A 20,286-nucleotide genomic window follows, 5' to 3' on the forward strand; every position below is an offset into this window, starting at 1 on the left:
TGATCCTGATTAAGTGCCCATAAACAGCCTGAAAAGAGGGAACTTTATGAAACGATATCATTGCTGTGCCACATGCATTCATTTTTGCAGTGAAAGGGTAAATGGAAAAATGATGTATAGATGTTCTCGCTTGGGTTTTGAAACTAAACCTTCCTATCAGTTTACCTGCTGGACCCCAAAGGAAAATGTAAGAAAGCTGATGGAGAAAGAAAAAAACATATGAGTGCCCGTGAACACTTTTCCTTTTTTTAGGAAAGGTGTTTTTCTGTGACTATTTACCCGGTTGATAGTATTGAAAAGAAGTCGAATTTCCTATTAATTTAAATAACTATGTACCCTATAATGTAAAATATGGAAAAGACTGAGTTTGTTTCATTCTATTGAAAATTGATAATCATATATGCATGTTCAAATATTCACGGAAAAAAATATAAGAATGAGAGGTGCCAGCATGGAAGTGACTGATTCATTGAGAGCAGCACATGATGCAGCTTCTTCTGCAATTGCAAATTTTGATGAACAAATCGCCCGGCTTAAAGCTGCAAAAACGGATATTAACAGAGAAAAGGATACTGGTTTAACAGAAATTAAAGCAATACTTGAACCGGATTTAGGAAAATCATGGACTGGAGAGCGATCAGAATCGTTTGAGAAAGCGAGAAAAAAAGCGCATACTACCATTTCGAATATATTGAATGACGACTATGATCAGTATATCAGTGAAATAGAAAGCAAGATTACATGGCTTGAGATTGAAAGAAATGCACTCGCTGCAGCAAGCGCGGCAGCGGCAGCAGCTGAAAAGTTAGTTGAAAAAGGCGAGAAGACGCTAGAGGAAGTCGGACACTTTATAAATGACTTTAGAAAGAAGGTATTTTAATGGAGCAGGAGATCAAGCTGAAGCATGACGCAGTAATCAGCCAGCTGTCAAAAACAAAGACGGCATTGAAAGCTTTAACACTAAATACGCCAGCAAAAAATGCTGCTGGCAGTAATACCCTGGATTTCACCAGTCATTGGCTGGAGCGTGAAGAAGAAATAGCCGAATTGGTCAAAGGCTATATAGCCATTGTCCAAAAAAGCATTGATGATACTAAGGCAGGTGCCGATTTAATGAAGCATCAAGATGAAGCGATGATAAGGAAATAAATCGGAAGGGCACTGATAAAATGGCGGATACCAAAATCTATGAATCCAACACACTGATATCAGCAATGGAGGAACGCGCCAAGCAATATGAAGAACTTGAAAAACAAATCACCGCACTCAAAAAAGAATTTGAAGCGATTGTCAAAATGGATGATGAGCTTCAGGGAAATGGCGCAAAATCGATTAAGGGATTTTATGGGGCGCAAGGAGATCTTGCCGATGCCTGGCTAGGGCTGATTAAGGCCAACATCGCCTTTTTTAATGGAGTCAGCGGCTCTGCTGAGGATGTCAAGCTCTCAGGAGACACCGTCGTCATGGAACCTTTTCTCGAGGACGAGGTTTCAAACGGACTGAAAAAGTCAAAGGAAATCGTAACGGCCCAGCAGGACGATTTGAAGAAGATTTTTCAGACAATAGATGATATTCTATCTTTACAGGTATTTTCAAAAGAAACCTTTGAAGATGAAATTGATAAAGCGGATAAAAAAAGAGACAACACCATTAAAGCGGTCAATAAGTTCGATGCCAGCCTGCTGACTGAATATGCGGTTTCCGAGCAGCAGGAAAACTACTTGATTACACTCCTGGGCACCATCATGAACTCAAGCAGTCAAGGCGGCAAGATCTCTCCTCTGTCCTTTGACAGCCAAGCCTATAAAAACAGTGACGTGTACAAGCTGATGGATGATGTGAAAAAAGCGAACAGCGATTATCTGATATTTAAAAAGGACCAGGCTAAAGCCAGGAAACAGGCAAAAGAGCTCAAGGAACAGGAGAATCGCCCATGGTATGAAAAAGCCTGGGACACAGCGAAGACCTTTACCGGCGAAATAACCGGATATTACGACTATATCAGGGCGACAGAAGGCGTTGACCCTCGTACACATACGAAACTCACCACAGCCCAGCGTACTGCCGCCGGGGCTATGGCGTTAGCTGGATTCATTCCAATAGTAGGATGGGCCGGAAGAGCGGCCAAAGGCGGAGTGGCCATCTACAGAACGGCCAAAGTCCTGAACGCCGCCGATCATGCCCTGGATGCATATAAAACCACCAAAGGCTTCGCCGCTCTCCAAAAGACTGAAAAAGGCATCTATGCGCTCGCCGCTGCCAATGGCATGGGAGAGGTTATCACAGGCAGGGACTTTTTAGGAAACAAACTGACAGAAGAACAAAAGCAGCAAAGCCTGATTCAGGCATTCAGCATACTCGGACTTGGGGCAGCAAGCAAATTCATCGGCGGAAAGCCCGCAAACATTCCATTTAACACCTACAGCAAACAATACGCCCAAGCCACAGCAAAAAATGCCCAAAACACACTCCAGGAAATCGGCAAACAAATCGGAAAAGTCGATGTCCCAGTGGGCGCAAAAGTACTGAAAATGGCAGGGAACGGTCCTATTCAGCCTAAAGTCTTAGCGGTCGAAACCAAAACCCTCAGCGAAGTGAAGCAGGGTCTTGGGGAGAAACTTGCGAAGAAGAAGGAACAGAAGCAGGTTAATAAGGAGTTGAATGGGGGTAGTGAGGGTAAGGGTAATGATGTACCTAAAATAAAAGAAATTGAAGTGAACTTTAATAGAAACGTGAAACATGATTCAGTAGAGTTTACGAGACAATTAAAAGTCCAAGAAAAGGGTATGAATGAGTTAACGGTAGACGAGTATCTTAAAAATAGAGAAAGATATATTGCTGAGGGACGAGCGTTGGAAGGTAATGCAGCTCAACAAACCGCTCGAGAAGAAGCATTTTCTGATAAAATTGCAGAACTTATGGCTAACGGAAAATCATTTGATGAAGCAGAAAAAGAATCTAAAGAATGGCTGAATACACAAGCAGCACTTCATAATCCAGATCAAATTGCAGGTGGAAAACCAGATAAAATTGGTGGAATGGGGCATAAGGGCATTAATTCTTCAATTGGTTCCCAATGGAGATATAGAATTGATGTGGTTGATGAACAAATAAGGGAAATTGCAAAAAATATGACACCTGAGCAATTAAAAAACACCTATTTGAATGTAAAACTGACACATTAAGGAGATTTATTATGGAAAAAACATTAAATGATTTTAAGATAAACAGTAATGTTCCTAGTGAAATAATAGAAAAATATAAAAATCTTGTTCCAAAAGAAATAATAGACTTGTGGCAGGAATATGGATTTGGAACATTTATGCAAGGATATTTTAAAAGTGTTAATCCAGAAGAGTACATTGATATTTTACAAGAGTGTAGTCAAAGATATACGGATTCTGTAGTGTTATTTGCTACTGGTATGGGAGATTTAGTATTATGGGCTGACGGTTATGTAAGATTGCTTAATTTTAGATACGGAGTACTTAAAACAGTTATGCCAAACTTTTTATATTTTTTCAAAAGTCTGGATTCAGAAAAGTTTCGGGATGAGTATTTAAAGTGGAAACCATATCCCGAAGCTGTTGAAAATTGGGGAGAACTATCTTATGAGGATTGCTTTGGATATACACCTCTATTAGGTTTAGGTGGAGCAGAAAAAGTAGAGAATCTAAAAAAAGTCAAACTGAAGGAACATATTCTTATTATTACTGAATTTATGGGACCAGTTCAGTAATATTCGGGAGTATATTACTGAATTAACTATAAGCACTTGATTGCCTTATTAGGCAACAGGTGTTTTTTGTTTTTTTTGTTGTTAACTTTTGGAGGACATTAGATTATGCTTTACTGAAATTCATAGCTCTTGAATGTAGTATCATCCTGGAGTATGGTTTTAACATTATGGAAACTGAACAAGAAAGAGTATGGCAAAATGATATATTATTTAGCTGGGGTACTAATGATACTATAAGACCACAAACTAAACAAAAAGACAAAGCTCGTGCCGATAAACAAAGGGTAACGTGAAAGAGAGTTGTAATATTGCCTTCGCTTTTCAATTTTGGGTTGTACTTCTACAAGAGACGTTCGTATAATACTCGCTATTCGTTTAAAAAGCATTAGGCTAAATTACAATTTATGTAACGGGAGGATGAAAAGTTGAATGTAGTTGGTTATATACGAATCTCTACTCAAGGGCAAGCAAGTTTATCAAGCTAGCAAGAAATACCCCAACCTAACAATAGTTGTAACATCAGAGATTGATGAGGGTGTTAAAGCCAATGGTCTGATCTCTTTCGTTTTAAAAGATGGGAAGATTATCGAATATATAAGGAGGAACTCATGGAAAATGAATTAATTGATAATTTACAAAGTGAAGTAAAAGTAGGGTTTGTTTTAACAGTTGCTGAAAGAGTATTTTCTGTAATTAGTAAAGATGATGAAAGATATCCAGAAGGGAGAGAAGCATTGGACAAATGTTGGTTATGGGCCGAGTCCCATGCTGTAACTGGGGATGAACTATAAAAAAGAAAAAGCAAAATATTTGCCACAATCTCTGGAAGGTATCAATGCCGATAGTATCACTATCCTTTTAAACAGTGCAGTCGAAACAGCTTTTCTCACAACTGATGAAATTAAGAGAATGGAATTAATTCTTCAGGCATACAGCTGTACAAATAATGCAATACTAATAAAAAGAAAAGAGTTTATAAAATTATTTTAAGCCTGCCTAAAGTGATCCACACAGTCGGATTCCTTAGATAAAGAAATTGCTATTCCATAGCAAAGAATCTTCTTATTACAGCGTTATCGTAACAGTTACAATTACTATTAATTATTACTATTACTTATTCCTTGATTGGCTAAATGCCTTTCAAGGTTTTTTCTTATTATATAATTAGTTAAGCTCGTATCGCTAAACAATGGGTAAAGTAAGACGATTTTATCAGGGCGACAGAAGGCGTTGACCCTCGTACACATACGAAACTCACCACAGCCCAGCGTACTGCCGCCGGGGCTATGGCGTTAGCTGGATTCATTCCAATAGTAGGATGGGCCGGAAGAGCGGCCAAAGGCGGAGTGGCCATCTACAGAACGGCCAAAGTCCTGAACGCCGCCGATCATGCCCTGGATGCATATAAAACTACCAAAGGCTTCGCCGCTCTCCAAAAGACTGAAAAAGGCATCTATGCGCTCGCCGCTCCAATGGCATGGGAGAGGGTATCACAGGCAGGGACTTTTTAGGAAACAAACTGACAGAAGAACAAAAGCAGCAAAGCCTGATTCAGGCATTCAGCATACTCGGACTTGGGGCAGCAAGCAAATTCATCGGCGGAAAGCCCGCAAACATCCCATTTAACACCTACAGCAAACAATACGCCCAAGCCACAGCAAAAAATGCCCAAAACACTATCCGAGAAATCGGCAAACAAATCGGCAAAGTCGATGTCCCAGTGGGCGCAAAAGTACTGAAAATGGCAGGGAACGGTCCTATTCAGCCTAAAGTCTTAGCGGTCGAAACCAAAACCCTTAGTGAAGTGAAGCAGGGTCTTGGGGAGAAGCTTGCGAAGAAGAAGGAGCAGAAGCAGGTTAATAAGGAGTTGAGTGGTAGTAGTGAGGGTACCGGTAAAGTACGTAAAGTAACAAAAGGTTATGATGTAACACCTTTGAAAAGCACTTATCAAGAAAGGTTGAATCAGACTCCGGTGAATAATGGTAAATGGACTGGTGAAAGAGGCGAATCAACTTTTATTTCAGACAGACCAGAAGTTAAACCATATGTTGAGAAAGCAGGAGTTCCAGGTGTAGAATACAAGAGAGCAATGCCAGACTTGTCTCCGTTTTCAAAGGCGGAATTTGAGATTACCGAAATGTCTAGTTCGAGGCCTTCAAATTTTTCAAAAGCTGACGAATTGCTCGCGAAGCAATGGTCAACACCAGAAAAACAGTGGAAAAAGGCTGAAGTTGCGAAATGGAGAGCACAAAACAAGTACACTTGGCATGAGCTTAATGATGGGAAAACCGTACAATTGATTCCAAGTTGTGTTAATTCTAAATTTGGACACCTTGGTGGTGTAAGTGAAGTTAAATAAGAAAGGGCGATATTATGAAAATAAAAAAGGATGAGTTGTTTGGAGAAATTGTTTATGAAGATTTGTGGATAGGTGCAATGGAGATTACCATGTTTGGGGAAAACCGAAAAATACTTTTGAATATCTATGGTGAAGAGAATGAAGAAATTACTCCGAACCAACGTGATGCTTTCTCGCAATTTAAAGCAAATATGCCTAAGATAATAAAGGAAAGCGAAGATAAGATTTTCAAGTACTATTTAGAGAACTGTGATGATTATCGAGCAATGCAAAGTAATAGTGAAGAAGTTGAGAAAATTGCTCCAAAGATTTCATCGATAGACGAGTTAGGAAGCCTTGTTACGCCTACAAGTTTGCTAATAAGATATGATTTTGAGGATGGTATTAGAAGAGTAGGAATATTATGTGATTGCACTTGGGAACCTGAACATGGATTGGGTATCAGTATTGAAAATGAAGAAATAGTAGAAATTGGCCTTCAAGATATTGTACTTTAACCATAAATACATTAGGCTTTGTGTAACCCTCATTTTAAATTATAAAACATAAGATTGTGTAATCTAACTAAAACAATCAAAACTCATAAGAAAATAGCCGTATTGTTGTCTTTTATTCTCCGGTATATCAAAAAATATTGTTTAGTGCATATTTAGAACCCGTATCTGGGAAACCTTGAATGGCTAAATCCCCTTCGAGGTTTTTTTGTGATTTATCTAATGCCGAGTAATTCATGACTTAAACATCTCTCCAATCGTTTCTAAATTTTTCTTAGCCTAATCATCAAGTTCTGGAGCACTATCTTGTTTTAAGTGAAATGTCAACAAATGCTGTATTAGTGTTGGATAATGTAACAGATAAATTATTTATAGTTAATTTTGAGGGTGGAGATGAACTGCTTTTAAAAGGAAAGTTGAAGGAAACTTGGTCATCGTTTTTTGCTTTCTTCAAAGTATATTTTAATTGTTAATTATTGTTCAATAAAAATAATTCATAGATACTTATAACCTTGTTTGGTATTATGCCTTTCAAGGTTTTTTGCTTAATAAATGGTTAATATTTAATTAAATTTATGCATCCTAGTTATGTATAAAGCGGTAGTAAGTTCGTCATTTAGATAGAGTTTCCGAGGTGGATAAAGCCAAAGTAAACTAAAAGGATGTAATCATGGTAAATTAATTCACAGCAAAAACCTTGACCGGTGAAATAATCATCTACAGAACGGCCAAAGTCCTGAACGCCGCCGATCATACCCTGGATGCCTATAAAACCACCAAAGGCTTCGCTGCTCTCCAGAAAACTGAAAAAGGCCTTTATGCACTTGCCGCTGCCAATGGCATGGGTGAGGGTATCACAGGCAGGGACTTCTTAGGAAACAAACTGACAGAAGAACAAAAGCAGCAAAGCCTGATTCAGGCATTCAGCATACTTGGACTTGGAGCAGCAGGGAAATTCATCGGCGGAAAGCCCGCAAACATCCCATTCAATACCTACAGTAAACAATACGACCAAGCCACAGCAAAAAATGCCCAAAACACACTTCGGGAAATCGGCAAACAAACCGGCAAAGTCGATGTCCCAGTGGGCGCAAAAGTATTGAAAATGGCCACAAACGGCCCGATTCAGCCAAAAGTCCTTGCCATTGAAACCAAAACCCTCAGCGAAGTGAAGCTGGGTCTTGGGGAGAAGCTTGCGAAGAAGAAGGAACAGAAGCAGGTTAATAAAGAGTTGAGTGGTGGTAGTGAGGGTATAGATAATGCTAATAGACTTATTCCAGGTACTCCTGGAAACCCTACCTCAGGAGACCCAACTAAATTAGGTAAAAACTTACTAGAGTCAATGGGGTTACCTCGCTCTACAAGTTGGAAAGGTTATCAAGCACAACATATAATTCCTTCTCAATTAAATAAACATCCAGTTATTAAAAAAATTGGAATGGAAATGAATGACTCTACAAACGGTATATTTTTACCTATACCTTCTGACGATGTTATTAGTCTATCTAGACATAGAGGCTTTCATACCGTTTATAACAATGTTGTAAGAAAACAGCTTGATAAAATGGATGTTAATCAAGATATAGCAGTGTTAGAAAAACAAGTATATGAACTACAACAAAAGCTAAAAAAGGGAGTGGAAAATGGATTACCGTTATATAAGACTAAAATAAATAATATCGAGGAATTTTACAAAAGTGGTAAAAATAAAAACCTGCCTGTTTGGAACAGAGGCGGTGGAGCAACCGAAGAGTTATGGGAAAGGTGGTTATCTAAATGAAATTTGGTGAAAACACTCAATTAGTAGAAGAAGTAATGGATTTTATTCGTAATAATAAGATGTTTAATAAGAATAACTTTCATGTAAATAACTTAGAGGTAATAAATGATTTCAATGAAGCCCAAAACCTTGCCTGGTCTCAGGACTCAAGTGAAGTTGATACTGTATGGGAATTTGTTAAATCACAGGAAGCAGAAAGTATTGTTGAAAAGGTATATGATTTGGATTTAGTAACTCAGCAAGATGATTTATATGATTTTTTTAGTGACCATGACAATTACTCGAATGACTTTCTTCCTTTTGATTATATTGATATTAATGAGGAAGTTGAGGGAGACCTCACGATGTGTGCATTAAATCGATTAGTTAATGGGAAAACAGATAATTTTTATGAAAAAATCTTTGAAGTTTATAAGCAAGGAGGTTGGCCTTGTGGGTGGAAGGGGACATACCCTATTGGTGAAATTTTTGTGTATGTGCCTTAAATTAAATGAATTTCAAACCTGGATTGGCAAAGTGCCTTTCGAGGTTTCTTTTTTGTGGTGGGGCCACCTAGTGACTCATAGTTCATTTTTTATTCAGAGAATATAAGTAACTCCTTAAATCCCCATATTATGTTTTTGCAAATTATATAGGACGTACAACACCTTTTAACCGTATGCCCTATTTATTCTTTATTTTGTGAAGCAAATAACCACAATATCATTAGTTACCACCATTTCTATTTTCCATAGCCATTCCTTCGCTTTCTTCCTAACTTTTAATTTTTTTCGCAACTTTGACGTACATAGAACGATTACTATGTCGAGAGGCTACTCAACCTCGATTAACTCCTGAATGTCGATGTCTAACACTTTGCATACCGTTTCTAATGTTTAAAGATACACTCTGTCCACGTTGTCTGAACAAAGATGACTTACTGTATTAGGGCGAAGCCCTGTCATTCGTGCCAATTCACGTTGTGATAGGTCACGTTATTTCAAGATTTCCTTTAGTTTGATTGATATTGTCATGGAATTTCCCTTCCTCTTTATCATGTTACTTTTACGATACACAATAAATTTGTATCGGTAAAGGAGTTGAATGTATCGCTAAAGCCGCATACAATGAATTTAGATTATATATAGCAGCTAAGCGTTACGCAAATTGAGATTAACGTAACGCCAAAACGGCCAAAGTCCTGAATGCCGCCGATCATGCCCTGGATGCCTATAAAACCACCGAAGGCTTCGCCGCTCTCCAGAAAACTGAAAAAGGCCTTTATGCACTTTCCGCCGCCTATGGCATGGGAGAGGGAATCACAGGAATACGCTTCTGTGTTGAAAGTAAACAACTTTTTCACACTTTTTATACTTTATGTGTGGTGAACAACATAAACATTCTATAGAAGAAAATTATTTCTATAGGAGGTTTCCATGGATCAAAAGGATCAAAGTCGTCAATTAGACGAAATAAAGCAAATGCAGGAAATGTTTAAAGCGAACATGAAAACTCAACCTTATCCCATGTACCCTAACTATGGGAAAATCACACGTTACCAGGAAATTCCTATAAGTTTACCTGAACAGCGCCAGCTGCGCCATCCCGGAGTGGAAAAACTAATGGTACCCCTTCCAATTATCGAAAACCCGAACTATAAAGGTAGTGGAAAGTTAACAGGAAAAGTAGCACTTATTACAGGGGGTGACAGTGGTATTGGTGCAGCCGCAGCGATTGCGTTTGCTAAAGAAGGCGCAGATGTTGCTATTTCATACTTAGATGAACATGAGGATGCAAATAGAACAAAAACGAGGATTGAACAACTTGGACAACGTTGTTTTCTAATGCCTGGTGACTTGCGGGACAAACAACAGTGTATCTCCATTGTAGAACAAACAGTAAATACGCTTGGCAGTCTCGATATTCTTTGTAACCATGTTGGTATCCAATTCCAGCAACTAAGTCTGCTTGATATAACAGATGAGCAATTCGATGACACCTTCAAAGTTAATATATACTCTCATTTTTACACAACAAGAGCAGCGCTTCCTTATTTAAAACCAGGCAGCTCAATCATTGGCACTACTTCAGTGGTAACGTATGTAGGTGAGCAGCAAATGATTGATTATACGGCCACAAAAGGTGCGATAGTTGGTTGGACACGTGCCTTGGCTAAAAATGTCGTGAAACAAGGGATCCGAGTCAATGCTGTCGCCCCAGGCCGAATTTGGACCCCGCTTATTGCAGCAAGTTTCTCGTCAGACCAAGTCGCTGTATATGGAGCATTTAATCCAATGGAACGAGTTGCCCATCCATTTGAACTCGCACCAACTTTTGTCTATCTTGCTTCTGATGACTCTCGTTTTGTTACTGGTCAAGTTCTTCATGTTGATGGGGGAGAATCAACACATTCCTAATAGAAGGGGGGGTAACATTGTGCGATATGAATTTAATCCAGAAGTAAAGCTATTGCTAGTAAACCATTCAAACGATAAAGTAAAGATGGTCTATATAGAGGATTCCTGGCCAATGTCTAAAATAGCACTTAGACCACCATTTTATTGCTACCCAAGTTACGAGCTGAATTATCCAATAATCTAAATAATAACAGACAAAAAGACTTCTATAAAAAGTGTGGAAGACCATTTAACAATTCGTTTAGGGTTGCAATTATCTAATTTTCATGCAGTCATCCCTCACGATGATTAAACATTGGAAAACCATGACTTACATATCCAAGGGCCGCTTTGTCTTCTCGACTATCTCGCCAAAAATAAGAGCTCTGGTTATACCAATACAATTGGTAACAATGTATCGATGGAGGTTACGTTATCGTTATCCCTGCTAATAGCACAGAGGCTGGAATTTTAGCAAAAACAATAAAAGGTTTCCAACATAATCTATATCTTCAAATAAAGGGTGCGTATGTTCTATAAATTGGGTTGCTTCGGCAGCCTTTTTCTTATGAAACTAAAACGGCAGGATAGTTCAAGAATACATAAGGAGTTTTTCAACAATTAGGCCATTTAGTGGAATAGCGCATAATTGTATTTTATGACACGATTTCAATCTTAAAAAATCAAACTTAAAGGAGAATAAGACTATATTAATTTGTCTTCTCCTCCTTTATTGTATTTGACATGAAACAATGCCGTTTATGACAGTATGTTTTTTTATGTAAAAAAGCCGAAAATATACAAGAAATGAATAAAAACTTGCATATTTTCGGCTTATAGATAATTTGGGGTATTGAACAAAAGCACCCATTCGTATTATAAGATCAGCCAGATGTCTCTGGTTGATCATTTTTTATAACGATATATGATAGCGGTAGCCGGGGTAGAACGTAAGCACCCGTGGGACTAGACATAGATCCCGTCAACTAAACAGTTCGCCCCCTGCTTGTAGAAAAACGATTGAGGCTGGTTGGGAAAGATCCCGAATAACAAGCGAAGCTGTCACACTACAAGAAGGATTAGGAGTACCGGTTAATTTTCTAGGAGGAGGAGGCTTTAGAATGAATCCAGTTGCCGGGATTGATCCTAGGGTTTATGAATCTAGTAGATTTAAAGGCACCGTAAACTGAATATCCAAAAGAGGATCAAGCAGACTTCGACACGCCTTATATATGGCTGTACGCTGCGGCATTCGTGATTGTCGCAAAAAGAAAACCACTGGGGAGATTATCCCTCGTAACTAAAGATTACGGGAGTATTATGATAAAAAATGAGAAGAAGGAAACCCCTTTAAAGTCGGCTATTTTAGCATGTGCCAATAAACTTTCACAATGGATTTAACGCTTTTAAAAAGCAATACAAATTTCCAGGATATAGCTTAGATTATATGTCTAACTAAATAATGAAAAACTTCTAAACTAATATCTAAGAAGGTTATTTGGTATCTTCTTTTTTAGTATAACATTAGAGGTTTAATGTTTTAACTGAAAAATGTAGACAAACTATTAGCTGGTTTAGTTCATTAAGCAAAATAAATAATTATGCCTTCTCTTTTTATAATTTACTTTTAGCTAATTCCTCCCAATCTTCAAAGGACAGCTTATCAGTAATATGTTTTAAAGCATTAGGAACTTCAACAGAACACATCATTTCCAAACTGTTACCATCAGGGTCTTCAAAGTAAACGGAAGCATTTTCTTGATATGGTCGAATAAATGGCTCAATAGATTTTCTACTACCAAATGGCACGACTTTAACTTGAATAGAATCTAACCATTTTAAAGATTCTTTTAAATTTTCATATGAAACTCGAAAAGCAATATGTCGTAAGGAAGGATGGTATGGTGTTTGATACTCATTACCATCCCACAAACCTAACCAACTTTTTCCTTTTTCAATCCAAAAAAAAGCAGTTTCTTCATCACGCCATGCAAGTTCCAAACCCAGCCTTTTATAAAACTCCAATGAAACATCTAAATTTTTTACTGGCAAATGTGCTTCAAATATTCCTTCTATCAAGTTTTCAACCCCTCAACAATTATGAATATATTACCAATTATAGCACTATTGAGGTGTTGGTGAAAATCCAAAGCTAAATAAAGAAGATTATCCTGAAATACAGCCGGTCCTCACTTTAGGTCGTGGGACTCTTGCTAACTATGACTGGGCAAATAAAGTGAAAAGTGGAGAACAACCAGAAGAATTTGTACCGGAAAAAGTATTAAGTCCAAACGCTAAAATTAAAGAATTTGAAGTGTGAATATTATCTCCATCAACATTGCTTAATTGAAAAAAGCCAAATTGAAAAGTTGATTCCTGTAGTTTAAGGAATCAACTTTTTTAAGTTTAAATTGCTTAGTGTCTATAATTTTTAAAAATGTTGGCGTTACTTCATAAATAAAAATAGTAATTGATCCATATTATCAGATGAAGGAAAAAGAGCAATGGAGAAGCATCGAAATAGACAGGGTGGGCTTACAGAAAATGTTGGCTCACCTTTCGTCTGTCTATATTGATTTTTGGCAGTGCTGAACAAAAGCCGAATATGGAGGTCATATATTGTTGTAGCTTTACCAATATGCTTCCATCCCGGTTATGTTAGAGAAGGTGAGAAGATGTATGTATTAATGAGAAAAAAGAAAATATAGTTTCTCTTAATAATAGTGATAATTATAAGGAAGTATTTTTTAATTCTTCTATAAATCAAATAATTATTTAATAAATGGGCAGCAGAGAGATTCATCGGCAGGAAGCCAGCGAATATCCTATTCAACACCTACAGCGAACAATACGCCTAACCCACAGTGAAAAATGTTTTAAAAGACACTCCAGGAAATAGGCAAACAAATCGGAAAAAGCGGATGTCCCAGTTGGCGTAAAGGATTCTGCACATTTATACAAATGGTTCTTTAATAATATTGTTAGATGCCGATATATTGATAAGAGATATTAGAATATCGGAAAAATACCGAATGATAGTATTTCTAATTGTTATTTATTATGCAAACAGATTAGATGATCTTATATGCTCCATTGTTGGGTCATTTTATTTGAGGGATATGGAAAATTTAATCTCATTTTCCGTTGGTAGCAGGACTGAAAAAGTTGTTCATAATGTAAGTCACATATGGTTTCTTGAAGGTCAACTGAGATAAAACATTCGGGAAAGCAAGGGAAATGAGCATGAAATGGTTTATTAATCTTAAAACTTCAGTAAAGTTAATTTCATCATTTGTATTAATGAGTATTATTCTAGGCGCAGTTGGGATTTATGGTTTAACAAACTTAAGCAAATCAAATGAAAATCTAAATTTCATGTACAAAGAACGGGTTATTCCTATTAGTAAACTAGGTTCTACTGAAACTGCGTATCAGAGAATCAGAGTAAACATTCGTGATTTAGTTATGGTGGCAAAAACACCTGAAAAGAAAGATGAGTTCCAGAAAACTATAAGAGAAGTACAAAAGGAAATTCAAGACAATATTCATTTTTATGAAAGTACAACTATGATAGCTGAAGAGCAAAAGCGTCTGGATGCTTTGAAGCCTGCCTTGGATGATTATTATACCTATTTAGAAGCTGCAATTAAATTGGGGTATAGCAATGATATAAACGGCTATTTGAAAATGGCTCCTGATTTTAAAGCTTCAGGGGATAAGGTTCAAAATGGTTTAAGGGACTTAATTAAATTTAACATTGATTTGAGTAAAAAGTCTGCCGATGATTCTGATGCATTTTACAGTTTTGCTCGTTCTGCAACAATTACTGTTATTATAATTGCGGTATTGTTCAGTATAATTTTTGGATATATACTTTCCCAATTAATTGCAAGACCTCTTAAAAGGGTTGTTGATTTAGTAGGTGATGTAGCACAGGGGGATTTAACTAAAACAACGGATATCATTAGCAAGGATGAAGTAGGAGTTTTGGCTAACTCTATTAATAACATGATAATAGATTTGCGTAAAACAGTTGGAAGCATCGTTCAGTCTGCTGAAAGTGTTGCTGCTTCTTCTCAACAAATTTCAGCTACAACTGAAGAAATAGCAAGCGGTGCATCTACTCAGGCAAATGATGCTCAGAGAATCACTGAATTATTTGCCGAGATTTCAAACGGTGCTGAGGGCCAATCAAAGGATTCACAAAAAATGGAGCAACTTTTCAAGGAGTTAAACATAGTAATAGACTCAGTTGCTAAGAAGGCAAAAGAAACCGCAATAATAGGAGAGGCTTTAGCCGAACAATCAGAAAATGGCAGCGTAGTTGTTAAAACTTCTATTGATGGAATGATAGGGGTAAGTGAAAAGATGTTTCTGCTTGAAACCGATGCAAACAAGATTGGGGATATTATCAAGGTAATAGACGGCATTTCCAGTCAGACAAATCTGCTGGCGTTGAACGCAGCAATTGAGGCAGCACGTGCAGGTGAAAAAGGCAAAGGTTTCGCCGTTGTAGCAGATGAGGTACGTCAGCTTGCAGAAAAAAGCAGCGAGGCAACTAAGGAAATTTCAGAAATAATAAAAGGTATTCAGTATAGCACAAAAAGTAGTGTTAAAGCAGTAAAAGAAGAGGTAGATAACTCTCATAAAACTGGGATGGCATTCAACACTATTGCAAATATGGTTGGTCAGGTTTCTGCAAAAGTAGCAGAAATACAATCAGCAAGTGATAAACAGTCAGCACAGTCAACAGAAGTGATGAAGTCAATTGAAAACATTGCTTCAGCTAGTGCGAAGCAGTCAGCACATTCCGGCGAGGCTATGAAAGCAGTTGAAAGTATAGCAGGTGCTAGTGAAGAATCGGCGGCAGCAAGCGAACAAACTGCGGCAGCATCACAATCATTGGCTAATTTAGCGGAAGTGTTAAATGAGTCGGTGTCTGCCTTTAAGGTAAAATAACAGAAATTAATATAAATGAGTTTGAAAAGGGTGGTAACATTACCCTTTTTTTCGTTTTTACTAATTATTATACAAACTGGTTTAAAACATAACTTTTATCAAACAATTTTTCTAATCAAAAATCCCCCCTGGAAAAAAGGGGGGATAGACAAACAAGTGGGAATTGAGCATGCCAATCACACTTTCCACTCCCATGTCTTTTTCATATAAATCAGATTGTGCTGGTATCAATTACGAATCGATATTTGACATCTGAAGATAATACCCGTCTGTAAGCTTCGTCAATTTGATCAGCCGAAATGACTTCAATTTTCGGTGCGATATTGTGTTCAGCACAGAAGTTCAGCATTTCCTGAGTTTCTCGGATACCTCCAATCATTGAACCCGCAAAGGAACGGCGGTGGCCAATGAGAGAAAACACATTTACTGGCAGTGGCTCTGCGGGAGCACCGACATTAACAAGTGTTCCATCAAGCGTTAACAATGAAAAATAAGCATTAATGTCAATCTTTGCACTTACCGTATTAATGATTAAGTCAAACGTTCCGGCAAGTTTCTCAAATGTTTCCGGATCGCTTGTAGCATAGTAGTGATCAGCACCAAATTCAAAGCCATCGTCTTTTTTGTTCAGCGTTTGAGATAACACAGTGACTTCAGCACTCATGGCATGTGCAATTTTGACTGCCATATGGCCAAGGCCGCCCATTCCGACAACCGCTACTTTCTTGCCGGGACCTGCTCCCCAATGATTTAAAGGCGAGTATGTGGTAATACCTGCGCAAAGTAATGGAGCTGCAGCATCAAGCGGGATACTATCAGGAATCTTCACAGCAAAGTCTTCAACTACGACAATGTGAGTAGAATAACCGCCTTGAGTAGGTTCACCGTATTTATCTACACCGGCATATGTAGGAACATTTCCTTTAAGGCAATACTGTTCTTCACCTTTACTGCAATTCTCACATTCACCGCAGGAATCAACCATACATCCGACACCAACCCGGTCCCCAACTTTATACTTTGTCACATTGGCGCCTACATCGGTGACAATGCCTGCAATTTCGTGTCCAGGCACCAGCGGATAGTTTACAGGGCCCCACTCGCCGTGTGCGGTATGGATGTCTGAATGGCAAATGCCTGCAAATTTAATTTCTATTAAAATATCATGTGAATCAAGATCCCGTCTTTGAATCTCAGCTTTACGAAATGATTTGTCCGGACCATCAACAGCTCTTGCTTTTACATTTATCATTAAAAATAACCTCCCATAATCTAAAATCGCTGCAGTTCTTCTTATAAAAAGAACCTTATCCCTTTTTCCTTTGTTTATCTTACCTTAAACCTCTTAATGTGTTTTGATTTATTGAAGTCCTAAAAGAAAAAGATCTTTTTCTTTTAATTAAAGACTACAATTGATGCTTTACAACATTTGTTAATAATTTATAATAAAAAAATAATCAAAACAAGAGATAGAACTAGTTAATTTAATCTGATTTGTTGTTTATACAACAAATCAATAAAAATTGTGGATTATCTCAAAAAGCGCATGGTGCTGAAAATATGGCAAAAGTGGATAGAAGAATTATCAGAACACCAGACTGCAATTAAAGAAGCATTCCTTGAGTTGATGTCAGAAAAGCAAAAGCATTTCGATAGCATTTCCAAAAAAGATATTTCTGACGTTGCAAATATTAACCGTGACTGTTTATCTTCATTATTGGATGGGTGGATGTATGGATGCGGTTTTGCCGACTCCGATGGCCATCGGTGGAACGCGCTATATATGGATATGAGTAAAATGCCTCAGTGATGAAAGCCTCAATACAATTGAGACGGGTTTTAAACGGAAGTAAGTTACATAACTTATGTGTGCTTTACTTCAATATGAAGTAAAGCCAATTTTTGTTATTCCATTCACGATATAGCGCAGAGATATAAAATCAATGTCTTCAGTTGCTGACCCTCTTAATAATTATGGTGATAGGCGGATGTGAGAATCAAGTGAAGTCATATGTGCTGGGTAACAAAAGTGCAAGCAATGATTAAGAAGACATAGATCACCGCCATCACTCATTGCCTGTAATATATTTGCATTTCCAGAACACTGAAGGCTTTAGCTGCTTATTCATGAACTAAGTATTTTGATAATTAATTAGGAAAGGTTGTACAGTGAAAAAGTTTAAGGAAATAAAACAGGGTCAGTTTGGACATATGTTTAATCTTTGTTATTATTTTAGGGTGCTGTTAGTTGAAGACGACATAATATTGCAGACGTTCATTGAACAAAGGGAAAAAAAAATGACCGCTGCAAACGGCCATTAATAGTTGTTTATAGATATTGCTTTAAAGTTTCCTGGAGTGTACCTTTTGTGTCTGCACCTTCTTCAAAGCGGATTCCCGAATGCACCATTTTTCTTACAAGATCAGGACGAAGCCCAGTAAGAACAGTTTTACAGCCCATCATTTTAACCCCGGCCAATATCATTTCAAAATGATTTATGACATCTCTTTCCATCATCGCAATACCTGACAGGTCCATTACAAGTGTCTGAATTCTTGACTTAGCTATATCGTTCAAGACTTTTTCCTCAATTATTTGTATCCTGTAGGAATCTATTGTCCCAATTAGTGGTAAAACAGAAACGTTCCCGCTAACAGGAATGATTGGAACTGACAAATGCTCCACCATTTCTCTTTGTTCTAAAAACACCGTCTCTTTGTATTTGGCATAGTTAAGAAAAAAGTTATTTAAGAACTTGTCAATATTATCGTTGATACTTTTTTCTAAAGAATAAAATTCCGACCGGTCGCTTGTAATATTTTTTTCCTCGTCGATAATACCTGCAAAATGCCATAAAGTTCTTCTTATTGCTTGTACCCACTCTAATTTTAATTCAAGTGTTAATGCATGCTCGGCCCAAGCGATACCTTCCTGTTTAGCGAACGCCACTAATTCATTATCTTTCTGGTTAATTACATAATAAATCAATGTCCGTGCATTTTTTAACAAATCAATATTTCCTTGATCTAAAATGTCTGTAATTTTTGTTGAGACATTTACTGCTTCCGATAGCAATTTGCTCTCAAACGTTTCTCCATCTTCTTTAATAAAAACTTCTATTTCCATACCCAGTATCTGTAATGTTTGCATTGCCGCTACCCCTTTAATGCACAATTTTAAATCTTGATAATCGTAATTATATTATAGTGTGTTTTTTCTAACATGGCAATTTTGTGAAAATTCAAAAATAGGAAAAATACTATTTTCAAGACGAGGCTGGCTAAAGCGGCCTCCTTCTTATTGTACAATTGAGTAATCTATAATGTGAAAAACCGGAATTAGTTTTTAGACTAACGGGAGAGTTCGTCGTAGAGCATTGCTGCTTATGCATCTTTATTCTGTTCATTGAAATACAGAGGCAGAATTGTAATTACGTAAAATTATATTTGTTATGCTAGAATGGTACTTCCTTAACAATAGGTTTTTTTAAGATGTTGATTTTTGCAGAGGTTTTGCGTTACAGCCGAGTCCATCGGCGCTTTGCCACGAGGAGGCTCCGCGAACGCGCTCCGTAGCCTTACGTTTGAAACGGAAATCAACAGGCAAGTTTAACAGAGCCAAAAAATAAAACCCTGAATTCAAAGGGATATAACGTGAATATAAACATAGTTATAATTATTCCTTCATGATATGATTGTAATTATCGTAGGAGTGATGAAGTTGCAAAAGGAATTTTCTAAAATAATCAAAGATAATAAAAGCGTACACATTTTTTATTATGTTACCGAACAACAATCATATATTAATAATCTTATATCGTACATTTTATCGGGGATTGAGCAGAATGATCACATATTAGTTATCGAAAGTGAAAAAATCATTCTGCAATTAAATAGGCGATTAGAAGATATATTAACCAAGGAACAGGTGTCCCATGTTCATACCGTTAATAATTTTGACTACTACTGTTCAAATGGAAGTTTCCAGCCGCATGTGATTTTTTCTTATCTGAATAAAATTTTAAAACCTTTTTATGACAATGAACTATCTTTCCGTACCTGGGCTCATGTTGAATGGCATGAAGAGCAAGAAAGTATATTGGCAATATTAGAAGAGTTTGAAATGGAAGCGGACAGATTAGTCAATGAAGGGGGATTATATTTAGTTTGTGCATATGACTCCGAGAGAGTGCCTGAATCACTAAAAACGGCATTAATGAGCTGTCACGAATATATCATTAAAGGAGATAGAATCTATCCTTCTGTTATGAGTCCGTTGTAGGATAATTGATAATGGATAATATGAGTAAGTATCCGGCAGATACATTGTCACCCAGGCATTTGTGGCTAAATGATGCTTCGTATTCTAGAATTAACCAGTTTTTACTGGTTGCTCTTTTTTTATAGGGCTTTTTATTTTCTGTTAGTCAGGGTAGTACTAAAGATGCGCTGGTGTTAGCTCAAGCCTTTTTAGATAAAAATCAGCCTTTTTAGGAGATATAATACTTAATTAGTTTTCGATTTAGTTAAAAATTCATTAATTTACATCAAAGAACGAACAGCAGTTGAAAATCTTTGGC

The 20,286-nt window shown here is 37.3% G+C and carries 18 protein-coding genes and 4 pseudogenes; 17 read left to right on the forward strand and 5 right to left on the reverse strand.

Annotated elements, in window-relative coordinates:
- Positions 1-451 precede the first annotated feature (451 nt).
- The 12 genes and pseudogenes from BM126_RS16060 (at position 452) to BM126_RS22505 (ending at position 8,857) form a co-directional block, all read left to right on the forward strand.
- The gene (locus tag BM126_RS16060) at positions 452-880 is read left to right on the forward strand and encodes a YwqH-like family protein (protein WP_177201464.1); all 429 of its coding nucleotides are present in this window, start codon (positions 452-454) and stop codon (positions 878-880) included.
- Entirely contained in the window at positions 880-1,149 is a 270-nt protein-coding gene (locus tag BM126_RS16065) for a DUF5344 family protein (RefSeq protein WP_090990459.1), read from the forward strand. The genes BM126_RS16060 and BM126_RS16065 overlap by 1 nt, the downstream gene beginning before the upstream one ends.
- A 20-nt stretch (positions 1,150-1,169) precedes the next feature.
- Complete coding sequence (locus BM126_RS16070; protein ID WP_090990460.1) at positions 1,170-3,185, forward strand: T7SS effector LXG polymorphic toxin; 2,016 nt, start codon at positions 1,170-1,172, stop codon at positions 3,183-3,185.
- Between the two features lie 11 nt (positions 3,186-3,196).
- On the forward strand, positions 3,197-3,739 hold the full coding sequence (locus BM126_RS16075; protein WP_090990461.1) for a T6SS immunity protein Tdi1 domain-containing protein: 543 nt from the start codon (positions 3,197-3,199) through the stop codon (positions 3,737-3,739).
- A gap of 167 nt (positions 3,740-3,906) precedes the next feature.
- Entirely contained in the window at positions 3,907-4,032 is a 126-nt protein-coding gene (locus BM126_RS22935) for a hypothetical protein (protein ID WP_256213141.1), read from the forward strand.
- Between the two features lie 315 nt (positions 4,033-4,347).
- Positions 4,348-4,729 (forward strand): annotated as a pseudogene (locus BM126_RS23385) (Imm6 family immunity protein).
- 221 nt (positions 4,730-4,950) lie between these two features.
- Complete coding sequence (locus tag BM126_RS23155; protein WP_090990463.1) at positions 4,951-5,250, forward strand: pre-toxin TG domain-containing protein; 300 nt, start codon at positions 4,951-4,953, stop codon at positions 5,248-5,250.
- Positions 5,217-6,098: an HNH endonuclease gene (locus BM126_RS16095; RefSeq protein WP_090990464.1), complete on the forward strand. Its 882-nt coding sequence runs from the start codon at positions 5,217-5,219 to the stop codon at positions 6,096-6,098. Before BM126_RS23155 ends, BM126_RS16095 begins: the two co-directional genes overlap by 34 nt.
- A 14-nt stretch (positions 6,099-6,112) precedes the next feature.
- Complete coding sequence (locus tag BM126_RS16100) at positions 6,113-6,595, forward strand: DUF6985 domain-containing protein (protein WP_090990465.1); 483 nt, start codon at positions 6,113-6,115, stop codon at positions 6,593-6,595.
- 296 nt (positions 6,596-6,891) lie between these two features.
- Positions 6,892-7,065: pseudogene (locus BM126_RS22950) on the forward strand (SMI1/KNR4 family protein); the annotation flags it as partial.
- A gap of 224 nt (positions 7,066-7,289) precedes the next feature.
- Positions 7,290-8,372, forward strand: coding sequence for an AHH domain-containing protein (locus BM126_RS22955; RefSeq protein ID WP_256213144.1), 1,083 nt, complete (start codon positions 7,290-7,292; stop codon positions 8,370-8,372).
- Positions 8,369-8,857 carry a cytoplasmic protein gene (locus BM126_RS22505; protein ID WP_177201465.1) on the forward strand — a complete coding sequence of 163 codons (489 nt, stop codon included), beginning with the start codon at positions 8,369-8,371 and terminating at the stop codon, positions 8,855-8,857. Before BM126_RS22955 ends, BM126_RS22505 begins: the two co-directional genes overlap by 4 nt.
- 327 nt (positions 8,858-9,184) lie before the next feature.
- On the opposite strand, the pseudogene BM126_RS22960 reads toward BM126_RS22505, so the two are convergent.
- Positions 9,185-9,385: pseudogene (locus BM126_RS22960) on the reverse strand (helix-turn-helix domain-containing protein).
- Positions 9,386-9,489: 104 nt separating this feature from the next.
- Positions 9,490-9,714 carry a hypothetical protein gene (locus tag BM126_RS16120; protein ID WP_141770089.1) on the reverse strand — a complete coding sequence of 75 codons (225 nt, stop codon included), beginning with the start codon at positions 9,712-9,714 and terminating at the stop codon, positions 9,490-9,492.
- A 73-nt stretch (positions 9,715-9,787) separates the two neighbouring features.
- On the opposite strand from BM126_RS16120, the gene BM126_RS16125 reads away from it, so the two are divergent.
- Together BM126_RS16125 and BM126_RS22965 are read left to right on the forward strand one after the other, a co-directional pair.
- A complete protein-coding gene (locus tag BM126_RS16125; RefSeq protein WP_090990467.1) occupies positions 9,788-10,768 on the forward strand; it encodes an SDR family oxidoreductase in 981 nt (326 codons plus the stop codon).
- 1,112 nt (positions 10,769-11,880) lie between these two features.
- Positions 11,881-12,189, forward strand: a pseudogene (locus tag BM126_RS22965) (transposase); the annotation flags it as partial.
- Between the two features lie 172 nt (positions 12,190-12,361).
- Here the strand turns inward: BM126_RS22965 and BM126_RS16135 are convergent.
- A complete protein-coding gene (locus tag BM126_RS16135; RefSeq protein WP_090990468.1) occupies positions 12,362-12,826 on the reverse strand; it encodes a VOC family protein in 465 nt (154 codons plus the stop codon).
- 1,164 nt (positions 12,827-13,990) lie between these two features.
- Here BM126_RS16135 and BM126_RS16145 point away from each other — a divergent pair.
- Positions 13,991-15,706 carry a methyl-accepting chemotaxis protein gene (locus BM126_RS16145; RefSeq protein ID WP_090990469.1) on the forward strand — a complete coding sequence of 572 codons (1,716 nt, stop codon included), beginning with the start codon at positions 13,991-13,993 and terminating at the stop codon, positions 15,704-15,706.
- 211 nt (positions 15,707-15,917) lie between these two features.
- On the opposite strand, the gene BM126_RS16150 is transcribed toward BM126_RS16145, so the two are convergent.
- Positions 15,918-16,958, reverse strand: a complete 1,041-nt coding sequence (locus BM126_RS16150; RefSeq protein WP_090990470.1) for an NAD(P)-dependent alcohol dehydrogenase — start codon at positions 16,956-16,958, stop codon at positions 15,918-15,920.
- 294 nt (positions 16,959-17,252) lie between these two features.
- Here BM126_RS16150 and BM126_RS22970 point away from each other — a divergent pair, with 294 nt between their 5' ends.
- Positions 17,253-17,516, forward strand: a complete 264-nt coding sequence (locus BM126_RS22970) for a VOC family protein (RefSeq protein WP_256213145.1) — start codon at positions 17,253-17,255, stop codon at positions 17,514-17,516.
- Between the two features lie 519 nt (positions 17,517-18,035).
- Here the strand turns inward: BM126_RS22970 and BM126_RS16160 are convergent.
- On the reverse strand, positions 18,036-18,857 hold the full coding sequence (locus tag BM126_RS16160; RefSeq protein ID WP_090990471.1) for an STAS domain-containing protein: 822 nt from the start codon (positions 18,855-18,857) through the stop codon (positions 18,036-18,038).
- Between the two features lie 570 nt (positions 18,858-19,427).
- Here BM126_RS16160 and BM126_RS16165 point away from each other — a divergent pair.
- Positions 19,428-19,988, forward strand: a complete 561-nt coding sequence (locus tag BM126_RS16165) for an MEDS domain-containing protein (protein WP_090990472.1) — start codon at positions 19,428-19,430, stop codon at positions 19,986-19,988.
- Positions 19,989-20,286: the final 298 nt, after the last annotated feature.

Origin of the sequence: Bacillus sp. OV322 (assembly GCF_900112495.1) — a bacterium.
Lineage (GTDB): Bacteria > Bacillota > Bacilli > Bacillales > DSM-1321 > Peribacillus.

Coding starts and splice junctions, on each gene's coding strand:
- BM126_RS16065 (WP_090990459.1), top strand. CDS start 880: ATGGAGCAGGAGATCAAGCTGAAGCATGACGCAGTAATCAGCCAGCTG.
- BM126_RS16160 (WP_090990471.1), bottom strand. CDS start 18,857: ATGCAAACATTACAGATACTGGGTATGGAAATAGAAGTTTTTATTAAA.
- BM126_RS16125 (WP_090990467.1), top strand. CDS start 9,788: ATGGATCAAAAGGATCAAAGTCGTCAATTAGACGAAATAAAGCAAATG.
- BM126_RS16075 (WP_090990461.1), top strand. CDS start 3,197: ATGGAAAAAACATTAAATGATTTTAAGATAAACAGTAATGTTCCTAGT.
- BM126_RS16150 (WP_090990470.1), bottom strand. CDS start 16,958: ATGATAAATGTAAAAGCAAGAGCTGTTGATGGTCCGGACAAATCATTT.
- BM126_RS16070 (WP_090990460.1), top strand. CDS start 1,170: ATGGCGGATACCAAAATCTATGAATCCAACACACTGATATCAGCAATG.
- BM126_RS22970 (WP_256213145.1), top strand. CDS start 17,253: ATGGTGCTGAAAATATGGCAAAAGTGGATAGAAGAATTATCAGAACAC.
- BM126_RS16100 (WP_090990465.1), top strand. CDS start 6,113: ATGAAAATAAAAAAGGATGAGTTGTTTGGAGAAATTGTTTATGAAGAT.
- BM126_RS16060 (WP_177201464.1), top strand. CDS start 452: ATGGAAGTGACTGATTCATTGAGAGCAGCACATGATGCAGCTTCTTCT.
- BM126_RS16145 (WP_090990469.1), top strand. CDS start 13,991: ATGAAATGGTTTATTAATCTTAAAACTTCAGTAAAGTTAATTTCATCA.
- BM126_RS22935 (WP_256213141.1), top strand. CDS start 3,907: ATGGAAACTGAACAAGAAAGAGTATGGCAAAATGATATATTATTTAGC.
- BM126_RS22505 (WP_177201465.1), top strand. CDS start 8,369: ATGAAATTTGGTGAAAACACTCAATTAGTAGAAGAAGTAATGGATTTT.
- BM126_RS16095 (WP_090990464.1), top strand. CDS start 5,217: ATGGGAGAGGGTATCACAGGCAGGGACTTTTTAGGAAACAAACTGACA.